Annotated in this window: 17 protein-coding genes; 8 read left to right on the forward strand and 9 right to left on the reverse strand. The window is 68.5% G+C overall.

Features of this window, described 5'->3' with window-relative positions; genetic code table 11:
- Positions 1 to 29: 29 nt before the first annotated feature.
- A complete protein-coding gene (locus P0R32_RS16675) occupies positions 30 to 3,620 on the reverse strand; it encodes a UvrD-helicase domain-containing protein (RefSeq protein ID WP_276239757.1) in 3,591 nt (1,196 codons plus the stop codon).
- 193 nt (positions 3,621 to 3,813) lie between these two features.
- Here P0R32_RS16675 and P0R32_RS16680 point away from each other — a divergent pair, with 193 nt between their 5' ends.
- Positions 3,814 to 4,944 (forward strand): VIT1/CCC1 transporter family protein, encoded by a 1,131-nt coding sequence (locus P0R32_RS16680; protein WP_276239758.1) that lies wholly within the window; start codon positions 3,814 to 3,816, stop codon positions 4,942 to 4,944.
- 49 nt (positions 4,945 to 4,993) lie between these two features.
- On the opposite strand, the gene P0R32_RS16685 is transcribed toward P0R32_RS16680, so the two are convergent.
- The 5 genes from P0R32_RS16685 to P0R32_RS16705 form a co-directional block, all read right to left on the reverse strand.
- Positions 4,994 to 5,383, reverse strand: coding sequence for an ACT domain-containing protein (locus P0R32_RS16685; protein WP_276239759.1), 390 nt, complete (start codon positions 5,381 to 5,383; stop codon positions 4,994 to 4,996).
- A 152-nt stretch (positions 5,384 to 5,535) separates the two neighbouring features.
- On the reverse strand, positions 5,536 to 6,048 hold the full coding sequence (locus P0R32_RS16690; protein WP_276239776.1) for a GNAT family N-acetyltransferase: 513 nt from the start codon (positions 6,046 to 6,048) through the stop codon (positions 5,536 to 5,538).
- Between the two features lie 144 nt (positions 6,049 to 6,192).
- Positions 6,193 to 6,900 (reverse strand): type 1 glutamine amidotransferase, encoded by a 708-nt coding sequence (locus tag P0R32_RS16695; protein ID WP_276239760.1) that lies wholly within the window; start codon positions 6,898 to 6,900, stop codon positions 6,193 to 6,195.
- Between the two features lie 150 nt (positions 6,901 to 7,050).
- Positions 7,051 to 8,082: a sulfite exporter TauE/SafE family protein gene (locus P0R32_RS16700; RefSeq protein WP_276239761.1), complete on the reverse strand. Its 1,032-nt coding sequence runs from the start codon at positions 8,080 to 8,082 to the stop codon at positions 7,051 to 7,053.
- A 1-nt stretch (position 8,083) separates the two neighbouring features.
- Entirely contained in the window at positions 8,084 to 8,233 is a 150-nt protein-coding gene (locus P0R32_RS16705) for a DUF7512 family protein (protein ID WP_276239762.1), read from the reverse strand.
- A gap of 318 nt (positions 8,234 to 8,551) precedes the next feature.
- Between P0R32_RS16705 and P0R32_RS16710 the strand changes: the two genes are divergently transcribed.
- From P0R32_RS16710 to P0R32_RS16720, 3 genes are read left to right on the forward strand one after another with little or no spacing between them, the layout of a single operon-like run.
- Positions 8,552 to 8,794 carry a sulfurtransferase TusA family protein gene (locus tag P0R32_RS16710; protein WP_276239763.1) on the forward strand — a complete coding sequence of 81 codons (243 nt, stop codon included), beginning with the start codon at positions 8,552 to 8,554 and terminating at the stop codon, positions 8,792 to 8,794.
- Positions 8,791 to 9,936, forward strand: coding sequence for an NAD(P)/FAD-dependent oxidoreductase (locus tag P0R32_RS16715; RefSeq protein ID WP_276239777.1), 1,146 nt, complete (start codon positions 8,791 to 8,793; stop codon positions 9,934 to 9,936). The genes P0R32_RS16710 and P0R32_RS16715 overlap by 4 nt, the downstream gene beginning before the upstream one ends.
- A gap of 1 nt (position 9,937) precedes the next feature.
- Positions 9,938 to 10,564, forward strand: coding sequence for a helical membrane plugin domain-containing protein (locus P0R32_RS16720; RefSeq protein ID WP_276239778.1), 627 nt, complete (start codon positions 9,938 to 9,940; stop codon positions 10,562 to 10,564).
- An 85-nt stretch (positions 10,565 to 10,649) separates the two neighbouring features.
- Here P0R32_RS16720 and P0R32_RS16725 read toward each other — a convergent pair whose 3' ends face one another.
- Both P0R32_RS16725 and P0R32_RS16730 read right to left on the reverse strand, forming a co-directional pair.
- Entirely contained in the window at positions 10,650 to 11,810 is a 1,161-nt protein-coding gene (locus P0R32_RS16725) for a PD-(D/E)XK nuclease family protein (protein ID WP_276239779.1), read from the reverse strand.
- Complete coding sequence (locus tag P0R32_RS16730) at positions 11,807 to 12,649, reverse strand: hypothetical protein (protein ID WP_276239780.1); 843 nt, start codon at positions 12,647 to 12,649, stop codon at positions 11,807 to 11,809. The genes P0R32_RS16725 and P0R32_RS16730 overlap by 4 nt, the downstream gene beginning before the upstream one ends.
- Positions 12,650 to 12,933: 284 nt before the next feature.
- Here P0R32_RS16730 and P0R32_RS16735 point away from each other — a divergent pair, with 284 nt between their 5' ends.
- A complete protein-coding gene (locus tag P0R32_RS16735; RefSeq protein ID WP_276239781.1) occupies positions 12,934 to 13,170 on the forward strand; it encodes a hypothetical protein in 237 nt (78 codons plus the stop codon).
- A 69-nt stretch (positions 13,171 to 13,239) separates the two neighbouring features.
- On the opposite strand, the gene P0R32_RS16740 is transcribed toward P0R32_RS16735, so the two are convergent.
- A complete protein-coding gene (locus P0R32_RS16740) occupies positions 13,240 to 13,881 on the reverse strand; it encodes a dienelactone hydrolase family protein (protein ID WP_276239782.1) in 642 nt (213 codons plus the stop codon).
- A gap of 257 nt (positions 13,882 to 14,138) precedes the next feature.
- Here P0R32_RS16740 and P0R32_RS16745 point away from each other — a divergent pair, with 257 nt between their 5' ends.
- The 3 genes from P0R32_RS16745 (at position 14,139) to P0R32_RS16755 (ending at position 17,443) form a co-directional block, all read left to right on the forward strand.
- Entirely contained in the window at positions 14,139 to 15,575 is a 1,437-nt protein-coding gene (locus P0R32_RS16745) for an RtcB family protein (RefSeq protein ID WP_276239783.1), read from the forward strand.
- 84 nt (positions 15,576 to 15,659) lie between these two features.
- Positions 15,660 to 17,123, forward strand: coding sequence for a lamin tail domain-containing protein (locus tag P0R32_RS16750; RefSeq protein ID WP_276239784.1), 1,464 nt, complete (start codon positions 15,660 to 15,662; stop codon positions 17,121 to 17,123).
- Positions 17,120 to 17,443 carry a DUF3006 domain-containing protein gene (locus P0R32_RS16755; protein WP_276239785.1) on the forward strand — a complete coding sequence of 108 codons (324 nt, stop codon included), beginning with the start codon at positions 17,120 to 17,122 and terminating at the stop codon, positions 17,441 to 17,443. Before P0R32_RS16750 ends, P0R32_RS16755 begins: the two co-directional genes overlap by 4 nt.
- The last annotated feature ends 25 nt before the right edge of the window (positions 17,444 to 17,468 follow it).

Consider the following 17,468-nt stretch of genomic DNA (forward strand, 5'->3'; position numbering starts at 1 on the left):
GCGGGTGGAACGACCCGCGGTTCGATCACCTACGGTGTCGACGTCACGGACCCGAGGCGCTCCAGCAACTCCGCTACCCGCGCGCCGTCGTACTCGTCGCCCACCGTGACCACACTGCCGACACGTGACCCGAGCGAGTTCACGCTCGCGTCGATCGAGGTGGGGTCGACACCCTCCTGCTTCGCCAACACCCACCGGTACGTCGCCAACTGGACGCGGTACCGCTCGTCCGTCTCGTCGGTCCCGTCGGCGAACGCGACCTTCAGGTCCTCGATGCGCCACCTGTCGCCGTCTCGCAACACGAAGTCGGCCTGACCACGAACCTCGACGTCGGCGCCGTCGACGCGGACGACCGTCTCCAGTGGTTCTTCGACGAACACCGCGTCGGCGGCGGCGATCCGGTCGAACAGCGCGGAGGCCGCGAACTGCGGGAGGATCGTCGTCGCGAGGTACGACATGATCGACGCGCGCTCGTCGTCTGGGATCGCCCCGAACTCGCGCTCGTCGCGCCGACACGCCCACTCGATACTGGCCATCGCCGCGTCGCCGCCCTGCCGGAGCGTGCGTTCGGAAACTCCCTCGCGGACGGCGCTCGCGATGGTGTCGTGGGCGATCCGGCCGACGCGCCCCGGCGGCACCGTCTCGAAGTCGAGGCCCAGATCCGGGTCGAGGTCGCCACTCTCGGTGTCTAACTGCGCGTGCAGCAGGTGGTCGAGCACGTACCGCTCGTGGTCGTCGACCAGCGGCGCGAACGTGCTCGGGTTCAGGAACCGCGGAAGCCACTCGCGTCGAGGGCCGTCGCCGATCTGGGTCGGAGCCGCCCGTGGACGACCCGAGGACCGAGGCCGCAACTCGGGGACGGTGTCGAGGGGGCTCCGTCCGGGCGCGTCGTTCTCGGAGACGAGCACGGCTGACCCGTCGACCGTGACGCTCCTCGTCATCTTCCGTGCGTCGCTGCCCACCCCGAGGGCCGACCCCAGCGCGTGACTCCACGACCGCGTCGGGTCCCACTCGTCGCGCCGCTCGACTGGAACGACGAGGTGGTCGCGCGCTCGCGTCGCGGCGACGTAGCCGACCCGCCAGTGCTCGGCGCGGTTGGCCGCCGCGACCGCCGCGAACGGCGCCGGACCGGCGAATCGCGTCGCGGTCGGGTCGTCCGTCCGGATCCGATTGGTCGCCCACCGGAGGCCCGAGGACCGGCTAGGCGGCTGGGCTGGCGACTGGTCCGTATCCTGGGCGAACAGGCCGTGATTGTAGGCACACAGCGCCTGTGTACTGGCGCCAGTCGCGTCCTCGATATCGGGCGGACACACCGCCAGCGTCTCACCGTGGGCGACCACGGAATTCCGGTAGGCCGTCCCGTAGCGTGCATCTTGCGCGGGGTCGGCGAGCGCGACGACGCCAGCCTCGTCGCCTTTGAACGTGTGGACCGTCCGGAAGACCACGTCGTGCGCCGCCGTGTCGACTGCGAGGTCCGGCCCGTCGCCGGGAGTCCCGTCAATCGCGGCGAGTCTCTCGACGACGGTCGGGAACCGGACGTCCGCGCCGTCGAGTGACGCGACTTCCTCGACGAGCGCGTCACGCACGCGCAGTCGCTGCTCGGGTGTCGCGTCGGGCTGGAAACCCAGCGGGTCGGTGTGTGGGTCGAGCAGCCGACAGACGCGCCGGGCGAGCGCACTCGCCGACTGTCGTCTGCGATCGGCCGTGTCGGTGGCGAGGGTTGCCAACTCCTGGAGCACCGTCGCGGCGACTCCATCGCACGCCTCGGCGGCGGCAGCCGCGTGCACGTCCCACTCGTGGTCCTCGATAGTCGGCGCGAGCGTCTCGCGGACCTCGCCGGCGTTCGCGAACGCCGAGGCCGTCAACAGGCGTCGCGTCCGCGGCTCGTCGGTCGGGTCGACGAGCCACTCGAACAGCGCGACGACCGCGCTGGCGAGCGGCGCGGCGAACACTGGGGTGGCGACGCCGACCGACAGGCCATTGGTCTCGAAGGCGTCCCGAATCGCGTCGAGTTGGTTCGTACCGCGGAGGAGCATTTGGATGGGTCGGCAGTCGTCCGGGTCGCCGAACTGTCCTGCCGAGAGCGCCCCCCGGATGTACGTCGCAAGCGCGCCGGCAGACCCTTCTCCGTCTCTCGGGTTGTGCCAGTTACTGATGTGGGTTGCACCGGTCGTCGGCGTGAACGTCGGGACGTGGACGTGCGGCTCGTCCGTGTCGTCGCGGACCGGGTCGAGAGCCTCGTAGGTTGCCCCGACGGCGGGGTCGACGCCGCGGCTGTCGTCGGTGAGCGCCGGCCCGAACACGCCGTTGACCAGTCGTGCGAGCGCCGGGCGCTGCCGGTACGTCGTCGTGGCTGGCTCGACTTCGTGGGTGTCCCACTGGTGCCCGAGGTACTCGCCGTCGGCGATCGCCTGCCCGAACAGCGTCGGACTGGCGTTGCGCCACGTGTAGATGGTCTGGAAGGGGTCGCCGTACAGCACGACGCGTGCGTCGTCGGTCACGAGCGGTGTGAGCGCGGCGTGTTGGCCCGCGGAGACGTCTTGCGCCTCGTCGACGACCAGCAGGTCGATCCGCGAGCGCCACCGCTCGCGCAGACGGTCGCGACGAGCGGCGACGAGGTGGTGGTCACCGTCGTCTGCGTGCCGGTGGGCACACTCGGGGTCGTCGAAGTAGCGTGCGACCCAGTAGGCGCGGTCGATGTGGCTCATGACGTTTCGCTCGCGCGTCACCCGGTCGTAGGCGGCGACGTACGCGCGGTAGACGGCGACGAGGTCGTCGATCCGGTCGCCCCACTCGGCGTACAGTCGCCGGTCGGCGTCGACGACGGCGTCAGGAGCGTGTGCGAGGTCGGCAGCGCGCAACTCGGCGTCGGTGTCGTCGAACCGACGGATGTCGCGCTCGATGTCCGCCAGCGACGCGGGCGGGCCGTCCGGATAGCACGCGTCACGCCCCTCGCGGAGCCGTCGCCCCACTTCTCTGCCGTCCCACCGCTGGTCGCGAGCACTCTTGAACACCGTCTCGAGGATCGACGCGACGCGGTCGTCGTCGTCGTCAGAGCGCTGTGGATACGCCGTTCGGAGCCGCTCGACTGCGGCGGCGAGGTTGGGATCGGTGGTGACAGCCTCGAACGCGCTCGCGTGGAGTCGGTCGGCCGCGTGGCCGTCGACCACGCGCACGTCCGGGTCGAAGCCGAGTTCGGGAGCGACGTCGTCGAACACCCGTTGGAGGACGGCGTCGATCGTCCCGACGGTCGACGAGCGCCGCAGCGCGGCGATCACCTCGTCTGCGTCCGCGGCAGTGAGCCTCGCGCCGGCGTCGGTCGCGTCCGTGTGGACGAGCCACTGGATCCACTCGGTGATCTCCGGAAGCAGGTCGTTGGCGGCGTCGCGGTTGAACGCGGTGACTGCGAGGCCGGCGGTCGGGCGGGCGACGCCGGCGGCGGCGCGCCGGACGACGTACTCCGCGGCGAGTCGACTCCCCGCGTACGTCTTCCCCGACCCGGGCACCGACGACTGGACGAAGAGGCCGGTGTCTGCCGACAGCGCCGCGTCGACGAGTCGTCTCTGTGCGTCGTTGAGGTCGTCGCGGTCTGGAGGGGCCTTGGTGGACGACGAGGGCATACACCGTTCGTGTGGCCCCACTGGATAACGGTGCGCCAACCGTGGTGGAAGTGAACGGCGTCGGCGGGGCGGGCGCGTCCGATTCGAGTGACTCAGTCCCACCCTCCTGTCCGTGCTCTCCTGGACGACCCGATTCAGCGATCTGCGTGTCCTACTCTATCACTAAGTCCTCTGCTGTCGATGTGTTCAACCAATGACGAGTACCGAGGACGTCGATCGATATCGTCGAAATCGACAAGACGAGATCGACAGCGCGACCGTCTACGATGCGATGGCTGGCGCCGAATCGCAACCCCAGATCGCGACGGTGTACCGGCGATTGGCGGAGACGGAGCGGACCCACTCGGAATTCTGGGCCGAAAAGATTCGCGAGGCCGGCCACACGCCGGGAGACGTCGCCCCGACCCTGCGAGCCAGCGTGCTCGCGTGGCTTGCCCGTCGATTCGGCCCCGCGTTCGTCGTCTCCTCGATGCAAGCCGGTGAGGCAGTGGGGGCGAGTGACTACGCGACGCAACCGGAAACCACCGGAACCGGACTGGCCGCCGACGAACGCTCCCACGACCGGTTGCTGTCGCTCATCGCAGAGACGCCTGGAGACGGTGCGCGGGGAGAGACACTCGCACAGCTCGAAGGTCGCCACCGTGCGACCAGCGGAAACGCGCTCCGTGCAGCCGTGCTCGGTGCGAACGACGGGCTCGTCTCGAATCTCAGTCTCGTGATGGGCGTCGCCGGCGCCGCGCTGGAGTCGACGGCGATTCTGATCACGGGGCTGGCCGGACTGCTGGCTGGTTCGGGGTCGATGGCGATGGGTGAGTGGCTCTCGGTCCAGAGTTCACGCGAACTGTACCAGCGACAGATCGGCATCGAGGCCGAAGAGCTCGCCGAGGTCCCCGAAGAGGAGGCCGAAGAGCTGGCCCTCATCTACCAGGCGAAAGGACTCTCCGAGGAACGCGCCCGAGAAGTCGCCGCCCAGTTGATCGCCGACGAGGAGATGGCGTTGGACACGCTCGCTCGCGAAGAGCTCGGCATCAACCCTGAGGAGCTGGGTGGCTCTGCGTGGGAGGCCGCCGCCACCTCGTTCGTGCTGTTCGCGTTCGGTGCCATCGTCCCGGTCCTCCCGTTCTTCGTCCTCCGTGGGCTGGCTGCCGTCGCAGCGAGTCTCGTGTTGAGCGCGGGGGCGTTGTTCGTCATCGGCGCCGGGATCACGCTTCTGACCGGCCGGTCCGTGTGGTACTCCGGCTTCCGACAGGTCGGCATCGGGCTCGCCGCCGCGATCCTCACGTACGGTGTCGGGAGCCTGATCGGCGTGACGCTCGTCGGTTGAGCGGTGTTCGAGGGTGGCTGGGCGCGTCGGGGCGTCTCCGCACCGCCTGTCACACCACCACACGGCCGAGGTCGTCGAGCCGCTCGGTCGCCGTCGCAAGATCGTCCTCCTTCACGAGGACGTGGTCGGTCGAGTACGACGAGAGCGCGAAGATCGAGACGCCCACGTCGGCGAGCTCTCCGGCGACGAGCGCGAGGAAGCCGACGAGGTCGAACGGGAGTTCCATCTCGAAGGTGAGGCGCCGCCAGTCGCGAGCTACCTCCGTCGCAGCCGCCGGGGCGCCTGCATCCTGGTCGACGACGACCGTCGTCTCAGTCTCGTCGCGCAGGACCGCGAACGCCGTTGGAGGGGGTGTTGCCCCCGGGTCCAGCCGACAGACCGCGTACGTCTCCGGCGCGACCCGCACCGTTCCACCGTCGAGATACTCGTGTGCGTCCACTCCGTGCCCGACGCGGCCGGGGGCCATAACCGTGGCCGGCGCCGTGCGTCTCTGTGTGTGCATCGGTGGACTCGTCCACAGCACCGTCACCGACTTGTGGTCCCGTGGGCTGTCTCGTTCGAACAGCCTGGATCCACGGATCCCGGGACGATCTACTCCTCCGCTTTGGGAAACGCCGGGTGGTAGGTGACGACACCGTCTACGTCATCTACCGCACCTCCGTGCAACGGGTAGACCATGAACTCGTCGTCGACCCCGAACTCGTTGCCGAGTCCGTAGTCGCTCGCCCGTTCGAAGCCGAAGCGGGCGTAGTACCCGGGGTCGCCCAACACGGACACCGCGTCGACGCCGGCCTCCCGGCACCGCTGTATCCCCCCTTCAATCAGCGCCGAGCCGACCCCCTGGCCCTGCCGATCTGGTAGCACACCGACCGGCCCTAACCCGACCAGTTCGACACTCGCTCCGTGGTCGTCTACGCTCGTCGGGGAGAACAGGACGTGGCCGACGATCTGGTCGTCTACAGTCGCCACGAGCGAGACCACGGCCTTTCGAGCGTCGTGGATTCGCTGCACGATGTACGACTCCACGGTCTGCCCGCCGAACGCACGTCGATGCACCTCGAAGACGGCGTCGGCATCTCTCGGGGTGAACGGTCGTACCTTCATGAATCGTGCACTGACGCTGGAGACGCGGTCCGTGGTACAAATCGTGTTCGGTGGCGCCCTGCTCTGTCCCGTCTCGTCTTGACCACTACCGAGGGCCGCACCTGTGTACGACCGCGATGCCGTCTCGCCGCCGTCACCAGCGCGTCACACCCTTGACCGCACGGGTTGGTGTCCCGCGACGATGGCGTGGAAGTTGTCGAACACGCGCTTCGCCTCCCGGGCGGTGGCGACGTTCTCGTCGTTGATCCCGTCCAGGACCGCCTGGATCCGCTCGTCCGGGAGGTCCTTGCCCTCTGTCACCCACTCCGCGGTCTGTCGGTCGTACTCCGGGTGGAACTGGATGCCGTAGGCGCTCCCGACGCGGAACGCCTGCACACCCACGTCGTTCCTCGCCAGCGTCGTCGCGCCCGGCGGGACCTCGGCGACCCGGTCGGAGTGGGTCTCGAAGCTGACGAACTCAGTCGGGAGTCCATCGAACAGCCGGTCCTCTCCCAGTCGCGAGATCGACTCGTACCCGAGTTCGTACTCCAGCATGTCCACGACGCGCCCGCCGAGCGCCTGCGCGACGAACTGGTGCCCCCAACAGATTCCGAGAACGGGGACGTCGGCCTCGTGGACGCGACGGAACCAGTCGGTCAACTCGTGGATCCACTCGCGGTCGTCGTACACCGCCGCCTGCGAGCCGCTGATGACGACGCCGTCGAACCGCCAGTCCGGACTGGACACCGACGGCGGCAGGTCGCCGTCGCTGGCTTTGAACACGGTCACGTCGGCGTCGAGTTCGCGACGAAGATTTGCCTCAGCGGGCGTGTCTCCGAGCGACGCGTCGACGACCGCGATGCGTTGGCTCATGGTTACGTGTACGCTGGCACGCCGGATATAGTTTGGTGAAAATTGCACAACACCAAAACCACCTCTCCCCGCTCGACCACTGGGAGATTCAGACATCCCCCGGTCAGAAATCGGTGCGCCGAACGCGACTGGAGCCGAATCGCCGTCGCGTCAGTCGGCGGTCGTCGGCTCGGAGGACGCCGACTCGTTGCGGAGTTCGCGGATACTGCTGAGGATGACGGCACCACTCACCAACAGCGCTGCGCCGAGGATGATGACGAGGCTGACCACGTCGAAGAACTCGATGCCGAGGTAGCCGCCAACCTGGCGGACCGCGACCGCGAGTGCGCCGAGCAGCAGCATCACGCCGAAGTACACCTTGATGTCGTCCTCGTTCACCAGACTCGTCGCGCCCGCGCCGATGCGGGCACCGAGCGCACTGCCCGCCAGCAGCGGGACGACGATAGAGAGGTCGACCGCGCCAGATTGGGCGTACAGGAACGACCCAATCCCGCCCGAGAAGACGATCTCGAACAGGTCAGTCCCGACCGCCACGGGGACAGGAACCCCGACGAGGTAGAACAGCGCGGGCATGCGGATGAAGCCGCCGCCAACACCGAGGAACCCGGACAACAACCCGGTCGCGAACGCGACGGCGAGCACCATCCACAGCGAGACGGTGAAGCCCCCGCGCACCGAGATCATCGGCGGGATGTGATACGACTGGATCTTCTGAGCGATCGCGGGAATGTCGTCCGCGTCGTCGTCAGTCTCGTCGACGTCGTGGGAGATCCCACCGCCACCGCCCTTCATGGCGGTGTAGGTGACGAACGCACCAATCGAACCGAGTAGCCCCACGTACGCGACGCTGACGACGCTGTCAGCGAGTCCGATGTGTTGGAGGTACTCCAATCCGATCTTCCCAACTTCGATCCCACCAGTTGTGCCCGCGATCATCAAGACCCCGAGTTTGTAGTCGACCTGTCCCAGGTCACGGTGCTTCAGTGTCGCGATGACGGAGGTACCGAACACGAACGCGAGGCCAGAACCGACCGCGACGTTCGCGTCGTAACCCATCACGAGGAGTGCGGGCGTGACGAGGAACGATCCACCCATTCCGAAGAACCCGAACAGGACACCGATCAGCAGGCCGAACCCCGCGAACATCGCGAGGAGTTCGACCGCGACGCCGAGAATCTCCATCTCAGACACCTCTGAGCAGATCGGTGATTCGCTTTCCGAGCGTCGATTCCAGCAGCCCGTACCCGACGTACAGGACGATAGCCTCGGCCAGAACGAGTCCGATCAGCGCCGCCGCGAGCGCGTTCCCGCTCAGACTCTCGAGCCCCAGCATCAGGCCCCACCCCGGGGCAGTCTTGTGCGCCTCATGTGATCTTCACGTCTCTCCGTATCCGGAGGACGGATATAACGGTTTTGCAATCGTGGTCCAATACTGTATCTGTGTAACCCACCGATAGGGATGTGTAAGTTATGGGTAGCTACGACAGTGGCGAAGCCGGGCGAACGCGGGAAGACGGTGACGGGTCTCGAGCGTGCAAACCCGCCGGAGGGTCAATCACGCCGCGACTGAGAGCCGATGGATTCGACGCCCAAAAATTGGGAACCAAGCGCAATACTAACAACGCCACTCGTCGTACACCCACCTGTAACAATGAGCGAACGAGCGACAGAAGTCGACAAGACTGTCGATGCGACGGGTGCTGCGTGCCCAGGGCCGTTGATGGACCTCATCGGGGCAGTCAAGCGGGCGGAGTCGGGTGCGGTGATCAAACTGCTGAGCGACAACGACCAGTCGACGACGGACGTCCCCGAGTGGGTCGACGAGTCGGGGAACGAGCTGATCGAGACGGTCGAGGAAGACGGCCGGTACGAGTTCCTCGTGAGGAAAGCATGACCGAACACGTCGTCATCGTCGGTGCCGGAACCGGGGGGAGCGTCTTGGCGAACGACCTCGCCGAGCGGCTCGACGCCGAGATCGACGCGGGCGACGTGCGCGTAACGCTGATCAACGACGACCCGGAGCACGTCTACAAGCCGGTCTGGCTGTACGTCCCGTTCGGGCTCCGCGAGCCCGAAGACGGCAGACGGGCGCTCTCGGAACTGATCGACGACCGGATCGACCTCGTGCTCGACCGGGTCACGGCCATCGACACCGACGCGAAGGAGTTGGCCGTCCGCGACGGCGACGCACCCGTCGAGTACGACCGCCTCGTCCTCGCGACGGGGTCGACGCTCCAGCCAGCGGAGGTGCCAGGGCTCGTCGACGGCGGGCACGACTTCTACAGCGAGCCGGGGGCCGAAGCGCTCCGCGAGGAGTTGCTGTCGTTCACCGAGGGGCACCTCGTGTTGAGCGTGATCGGTACGCCCCACATGTGCCCCGCGGCGCCGCTGGAGTTCGTGTTCATGGCCGACGCGTGGTTCCGCGACCGCGGGCTCCGCGACGACATCGACATCACGTACACCTACCCGATCAACCGGGTCCACGGGAACCCCCAGATCGCAGAGTGGGCCCAGCCGAAGTTCGAAGAACGCGACATCAACGTCGAGACGTTCTTCAACGCCGAGTCGGTCGACCCCGACGCACAGACGATCGAGTCGATGGAGGGGACGGAACTGGAGTACGACCTGCTCGTCTCGATCCCGCCCCACGCCGGCGTCGACATGATCGCGGAGGCCGGACTCGGCGACAACGGCTGGGTCGACGTCGACAAGCACACGCTGGAAGCGCAAGCCGCCGACGACGTGTACGCGCTCGGTGACACCGCGGCGACGGGCGTGCCCAACGCCGGCAGCGTCGCCCACTACCAGGCCGGCGTCGTCGCCCAGCGCCTCGCCAGCGACCTCCGGGGCCGCCCCGCGACGGCGACGTACGACGGCAAGACGCTGTGTTTCATCGAGACTGGGATGGACGAGGCGTCGTTCGTGGAGTTCAGCTACGACCGCGCGCCGTCGCCGGCGCCGCCGTCGACGAAGCTCCACTGGTCGAAGCTCGCGTACAACGAGTCGTACTGGCTGACCGCACGGGGGTTACTGTAAGATGGCCGACTCCGAAGCCGTCCACCGGGACGAACTCGCGGACGCCATCGCCGAGAACCCCGAGGCGGTCGCCGAGTTCGTCGACCGACTTGACGCGGTCAACGAACTGCTGGACGTCATCGCGCTCGGCGAGCACGCCCTCAGCGACGAGATGGTCAGAGAGCTGTCGTCGACCGGCGCGACGCTCGCGGAGTCGGCCGACAGCCTGGCCACCGACGAGACCGTGGCGCTGGCGGCCGCCGTCGGCGACAACGGCGAGGACCTCGCGGACGCGATGGACACGCTCGTGACGCTCCAGCGGTCGGGTGCACTCGACGACCTCGCCGAGTTCGCGCAGATCGGTGCCCTCGCCTCGTCGGCCCTGAGCGACGAGATGGTCCGGACGCTCGCGAGCACCGGAAGTGGCCTCGCAGAGGTCGCCCAGACAGCTTCTGAGGACGACACGCGGGCGGGTGTCGAGCGACTCCTCGACGGCGTCGGCGCAGCCGAAGAGAGCGAGGCCGAACGGGTTGGGCCGCTCGGGATGGCCCGCGCCCTGCGAGACCCGGAGGTGCAGTACGGCCTCGGCTACCTGCTCACCGTGGCGAAGGCGGTCGGCCGAGACCGCGCGCCGGCGGACGAGTCGTAAGGTAGTGCGTCGTGGGCCGTCGGGCCCACATTTCGACCGAGCGGGCAGTTCTCTGTCTCGTTCCACGCATCACGCATCACTCGCTTCACGCCGAGTCGTACGGCTCCGTCTCCAACGCGGCCAGCAACGGCGACGGCGGACACGGCGTCCCGTCCGCGTCGAGTCGGTGACGCGAGACGACGAGCGTCTCGGTGGCCGCAGTGACGGCGTCGTGGAACTGGTCGCGAACGCCGGCGTCGGACCACCCGGCCCGCGGGGCCAGGGCTCCATCGTCGCCGTCACCGGCGACGACCTGCTCGGTGAGCGAGCGGGGGAGTGCGCGCGGCTCTCGCCGGAGCCACTCGCCGTCGCGGAGACCGACGACGATCACGACCGGCCGAGCGAGCGCCCACGTGTCGTTGGCGCCGACGAGGTCGAGCGCCCGGGCGTTCGCGTGTTCGCGTCGACCGGCGTGGAGGCCCGCGATCTGCTCGGCGAGCCGCTCGACCGTCGCCCACGAGGCGTCGTCGCCGGCGTCGAGGCGGTCGCCGTACTTCGCGGCGACTTCGCCGACGAGGTCACGCATCCGGACCACCGCCCGGGCGGTCTGTGCGGTGTCGGTCAACTGCGGGCCGTCGCGGTCTCGGCGAGCGGGCAGCACCGTCTCCTCGTATGCGGCGAGCACGCCACTGAGGGTCCGCCGAACCGTCTGCGGCGTCGGCCCGCTACCCTGTCGCTGGCTCGCGACCCAGCCGAGGTAGCGCTGGACCCCACTCGGGGCCCCGGCGTCATCGATCACCGCTCGCCACTCGTCGAGCGGAAGTTCCGTGTCCGCGAGCGTCCGGCGGAGTCGCGCGACCGCCGGTGTCGAGACCGGGTCGGTGTCGACCGTGTCGGTCGCGCCAGTCGTGCCCGTCGCCCCGGTCGCGTCGACTGCATCGGGGTGAATCCACTCGTACTCAAGCGGTGCGAGGAGCGTATCGTGCGTGCACGGGTCGTCGACGAGGACGCGACAGACCGCGGCGACGAGCCGGTACGGAAGCGTGTCGGTGAGCGGAAGCTGCGTCCACGCCGCCGTCGGCAGGTCGTAATCGGCGGCCGCGTCCGTCAAGGCCGCCTCGTACCGCGACAGGTCCGGCGCGACGATGGCGATGTCACTGACAGCAGTGCCGTCGTCGACGTGGTCGGCGACGACCTCGAGGGCGCGGCGCGCCTCGTCCGCACGGGTCCGGGCCGTCACTGCCAACGGAGTGGTCGAGTGGGTCACGCGTCGACCACCGTCGAGCCGGGCGCGTCGATTGCACTCAGCTGTCCGAGTCTGTCGGCGAGTCGGTCACCGGTCGCGTGGCGGAGGTGGAGTCCCACCGTCGCGTCCGTTCGGCGGCTGAGGACCGCGAGCAAGTCCGCGAGCGTGGCACCGACGGTGCTCACGCCCGCGACGGTGACGCGCTCGACGTTCGGGTACGCCTCCGCCCACAGCGACTGGCCGTGCGCCGCCAGTTTGCGGGTCGCCCCGCGCGTCACGGCGTCGCCAGTCGGCGCGACCTCGACCCGGCGGGCGAGGGCTCGTTGGAGTTCGACGGCGGCGTCGACACGCGCGAGCGCGTCGTCGCGGTCGGGTGCCCCGAGTTCGCGGGCACGCTCCCGGAGCGTGGCGAGGCGGTCCGGGTGGAATCCGGTGGTCGTCTCGACTTCGTTGCGGAGGTGTTCGACGGCCTCGACAGCGGCCGTGAGGTCCGCCCCCATCGAGACGGCGAGCGAACGCCACCACTCGGCGTCGCGGTCGCGGGCGTCGTCGAGGGCGCCGTCCAGGTGGTACAGTCTGTCGACCCGGTCGAGTCGCTCCGTGGGGGCGTTCGCGGCACCCGCGACCTGCCGGGCGACGTCGACCGGCTGGACGAACCGGAAGGCGCTCTGCGGCGCGTCGGCCCGTCGCAGCCGGTCACGCAGGTTCCGACGGTGGAGCTGTTCTGGCGTGACGACGAGTTCGGCGGCCTCGGGAACTCGCGCCGCCCTGTCGACGAGCGCGGGGACTGCCTCGGTGTGGACGGTGAACGGGGGGTCGGTCCTCGGGGCGGTGTTCGGTGGCGACTGAGCCGGCGGCACGACTCGGACACAGTGGGCGTCGGGTGTTAACGAGTCGGGTAGCACGGTGAAAGTGGTCGTGGCGGTGAGTGCGTGACGGCGGTCGAAGAGGAGGCAGCAGATTGGCACATATGTACATATGTGAATATCTGGCTGTGGAGAGATGCAGTTACTCCACCCCATCCACCGCACTCAGCGGTTCGGGTGGTGCAGTGCCGGGTGGGAATCCCCATCGGTCCCACACTCGCGTCCACAGCGAACCCGGTGGTACGAAGGTTCATCACGTCGATTGCTCACGATACGGCATGGCGAATCCCCGCTCCGAATCCTCTCGTTTGAGCGAGGTAGTCTGGTTCGGGCTCGCGCTCGTAGTTCTCGGTGTGTTCACTCCAGAGACTCTCATGCTCGGAGGGACGAAGCTATCGAGGGTGCTCTTCTACAGCGGCGTCGGGGTGCTTCTGGTCAGCGTCCTCGTCGCCGTGGTGAGGTGGGCCGACGCGAAACTGGGGGCGAGCAGTCTGGGCACTCGCGAGCGAGACTGATTCAGCATCGATCGGTGATCACCGCGGCGACGCGTCGCCCGAGGCGACGAGGAGGGAGCCGACCCACAGTCACGCCAACTGCCGTCGGAACCACTCTGCCGCGAGGTCGGCGACCCGTTCGAGTTCACCCGGCCCCTCGAAGAGGTGGCCGGCGCCTTCGATCACCGTCAACTGGTTCGGACACGTGAGTCGCGACGCCGCCTCCTCGTTGAGTTCGAGGACGGTCGTGTCTGCGCCGCCGACGAGGAAGAGGGTCGGTGCCGTCACCGCGGGCAGTTGGTCGGCCGCGAGGTCGACACGGCCACCACGCGAGACGACTGCACCGACGTCGTCCCCGCGCTCGGCGGCCGCACGGAGCGCTGCCGCCGCGCCGGTGCTCGACCCGAAGTAGCCGACGTGCAGGTCGCGCGTTCCCTCGCGGTCGCGGAGCCAGTCGGTCGCCGCCAGCAGCCGTTCCGTGAGGAGGTCGATGTCGAACCGTGTCTCGTACTCCCGATCTTCCTCCTCGGTCAGCAGGTCGAACAACAGCGTCCCCAGTCCGTGGTCGCGGAGTACCGACGCGACGGCGTTGTTCCGTGGACTGTGCCGACTGCTGCCGCTCCCGTGGGCGAACACGACCAGTCCGGTCGCGCCACCGGGGACGACGAGCTCACCCTCGAGTCGGACGCCGTCGGCCCGGATACCCACCTGTTCGGTAGCTGTGTCGACCATAGATCACGACACGCCCAGAGAGACTGTTATCGTGGTGACCGAACTGCGGTCGGTGGTCACCGGGTAGCGATCAACTGTTCGGGACAAGCCGTCCCCTCGCCGTGCGAACCGTCGTCGGTGCTTACCGTGCGTGCCACCGAATCGACAGTCATGCGAGTGTTTCGCTGGCACGGCAGTCGGCGGTGCGGTCGGGGAACGAAGCGTGGGGGAGGCCACCAGTTTCGGGGGGTCCGGCGTCGGGGCGACCTGATCGGACCATGAGCGAACACCCGCAGCTCGAACGGGTCGCAGCGAACGTCTACGAGATCGCCCGGACGGGGGACATGCGCGTCCCCGTCCGCGTCTACGGCTCGGAACCGCTCATCGAAGAGATGCGCCTCGAAGGCGACCTCACGCTGACGCAGGGACGGAACGTGGCGACGCTCCCCGGGATCCAGAAGTTCGCGGTCGTGTTGCCGGACGGCCACCAGGGGTACGGCTTCCCCATCGGTGGCGTGGCGGCCGTCGACACGGAGGAGGGTGTCATCAGTCCCGGCGGGATCGGGTTCGACATCAACTGTGGCGTCCGCCTGTTGCGGACGCCGCTGACGTACGACGACGTCGTGGGTCATGAACAGACGCTCGTGGAGCGTCTGTTCGAGACGATCCCGTGCGGCCTCGGGAAGGGTGGGTACCTCGACACCGACATGGACGACCTGCGCGGCATCCTCGCGGGTGGACTGGAGTGGATGCGCGAGCACGAGCACGCGACGACCCACGACATCGACCACTGCGAGGAGAACGGGAGCCTCCCGGGTGACCCGCGTAAGGTGCCACCGGAGGCACTGACGCGTGGCCTCAACCAGGTCGGATCACTCGGTTCGGGCAACCACTTCCTCGAAGTCCAGCGCGTCGCCGAGGTGTACGACCGCGAGATCGCGGCGGCGTTCGGCCTCGAACAGGACCAGGTGGTCGTGATGATCCACTCGGGGTCGCGGGGACTGGGCCACCAGACCTGCACCGAGTACATCCGCCGCTTCGAGCGGTCGTTCCCGGCAATCGCGGAGTCGCTCCCGGACCGACAGCTGATCTACGCGCCGTTGCGCGAGCAGGTCGCCGACGACTACAAGGGCGCGATGTACGCCGCCGCCAACTACGCGTGGGCGAACCGGCAGGCGATGACGCAGGGTGTCCGCGAGGTGTTCGAGCGGACGTTCGGCGTGACCGACGTAGAACTCGTCTACGACGTGTGTCACAACGTCGCCAAGGAGGAACGCCACCAGGTAAACGGCCGGGAGGACGAGGTGCTCGTCCACCGGAAGGGGGCGACTCGGGCGTTCCCCGCGGGGCGCGAGGAGGTGCCCGAGGCGTACCGCGACGTTGGCCAACCGGTGTTCATCCCCGGGAGTATGGGCGCCTCGTCGTACGTGCTGTGCGGAGGCGACCGGTCGCTCGAGCTGACGTTCGGGTCGACCGCCCACGGCGCCGGGCGCGTCATGTCCCGGACGCAGGCGAAACGCGAGTACGACGCCGGCGAACTCCAGCGGACTCTCCGGGAGCAGGGGGTGTACGTTCGTGCGCGCTCAGGGGCGACACTCACCGAGGAGGCGCCGAGCGCCTACAAGGACGTCGACGAAGTCATCCGCGTCAGCGACGCCCTCGACATCGGGACGAAGGTCGCCCGCACACGGCCCGTGGCGAACATCAAGGGATGAACGAGGGATGACCCCTCTCAAGTACAAGTCGTCTGACAGCATCGGTGAACGTAGCGCTATATCGACGTGTCGCGTACCCCGTGCATGTACGGTGCACGCGGACACGCCCTACTCGTCGTCGTCATCGTGGTGCTCGCGGGGTGTCTGGGCGGTGCGACGCCCGTTGCCGACCCCACGAGCGGCACGGACGCCACGACCGGACAGGTCGACACCGCGGCGGCGACGGCGACCACCGTCGAGGGCGGTCTCCAGGTCCACTTCATCAACGTGGGCCAGTCGGTGGCCACGCTCGTCGTCGGACCGACCGGGGAGACGATGCTGATCGACTCCGGGCACTTCACCGACGACGGGGAGTACGTGTTGGCGTACCTCCAGCGACTCGGCGTCAAGCGCATCGACTACTTCGTCGTCTCTCACGCGGACGCCGACCACATCGGCGGCAACGCCGCCGTCATCGAGTACTTCGAGACTGAGGGCGACGGGGTGGGCGCGGTGTACGACCCCGGAATCGCCTCGGGAACCCGGACGTACGAGGAGTACCTCGACGCCGTGGTCGCGTACGACGTGACGCTGTACGAGACGCGCGAGGGCGACCAGATTCCGTTCGACGGGGTAGCGGTGTCGGTGCTCGGACCGCCTGACCCGTACCTGGAGAACGAGGACCGCAACGAGAACAGCATCGTCCTCTTGGTCTCGTACGGCGCCACGAGTTTCCTGTTCACCGGCGACGCCGAGGACGACGAGGAGGCGTACGTCGTCGCCGAGTACGGCGCGGCCCTGCGAACGACGGTCATGAAAGCCGGCCACCACGGGAGCGCCTCCAGCACGGGCGACGCGCTCCTCGACGCCGCCGCGCCCGCGGTGGTCGTCGTGTCGAGCGCCTACGACTCCCAGTACGGTCACCCGAGCGACGAGACGCTCGACCGACTCGCGGCCCGGTCGGTCACCACCTTCTGGACGGCGACCCACGGCCACGTCGTGCTCGCGAGCGACGGCCAGACGGTCACGGTGGCCACCCAGCGCGGCGCCCCAACCGACCCCGACCGCCTCCGCGACGCGCCGGCGATAGACCTCGGCGACACCACGCCGACGACGGTTCGCTACACGGTCGACGCCGACGGCGCGGCGACGGCGCAAGTCACGCCGTCAGGAACGCCGACCGCGACCGCGACTGACGGCGGCACCGAGTCGTCGACGGCAGCCCCGTCGGGAAGTAGTTCGCTCGCGCTCGTGGAGATTCACGCCGACGCCGCGGGGAACGACCACGACAACCTGAACGACGAGTACCTCGTGTTCGAGAACACCGGCGACGACCCGCTCGACCTCTCCGGGTGGACCGTCAGCGACGAAGCCGACCACACCTACACCGTGCCAGCCGGGACGACGCTCGCCGCCGGTGCTCGGGTGACGCTGTACACCGGGAGCGGTACCGACACCGACAGCACGCTGTACTGGGGCTCAGGGGCGGCGGTCTGGAACAACGGCGGCGACACCGTGATCGTCCGGGACGCCCAAGGCGACGAGGTACTTCGGGAGGAGTACCGATGAGCGACGTGCCCGACGGCGAACACGCCGCCGTCGTCGACCGGATCGAAGACGGACTGGCGGCGCTAGAGATCGACGCCGACGACGGTCGCTACGAACTCCTCGTCGACCCGTCTGCGCTGCCCAGCGAGGCCCGACACGCGAACGCCGCCGTCACGGTCGAGGTCGCCGACGGGTCGCTGGTGGCGGCGACCTACCGCCCCGAGGAGACCGACGCCCGACTGTCGCGCGCGCAGTCGCTGTTCGACCGCATCGCTCGTCGACCACCGGGAGCGGACGAGGACCCCGCCGACGGCGACGATGGCGACGACGACGAGGAGTAGGCGCTCGGCCTCGACTCGACCGGTC

It is taken from the genome of Halobaculum marinum (assembly GCF_029338555.1).
In the GTDB taxonomy this organism is placed as follows: Archaea; Halobacteriota; Halobacteria; order Halobacteriales; family Haloferacaceae; genus Halobaculum; species Halobaculum marinum.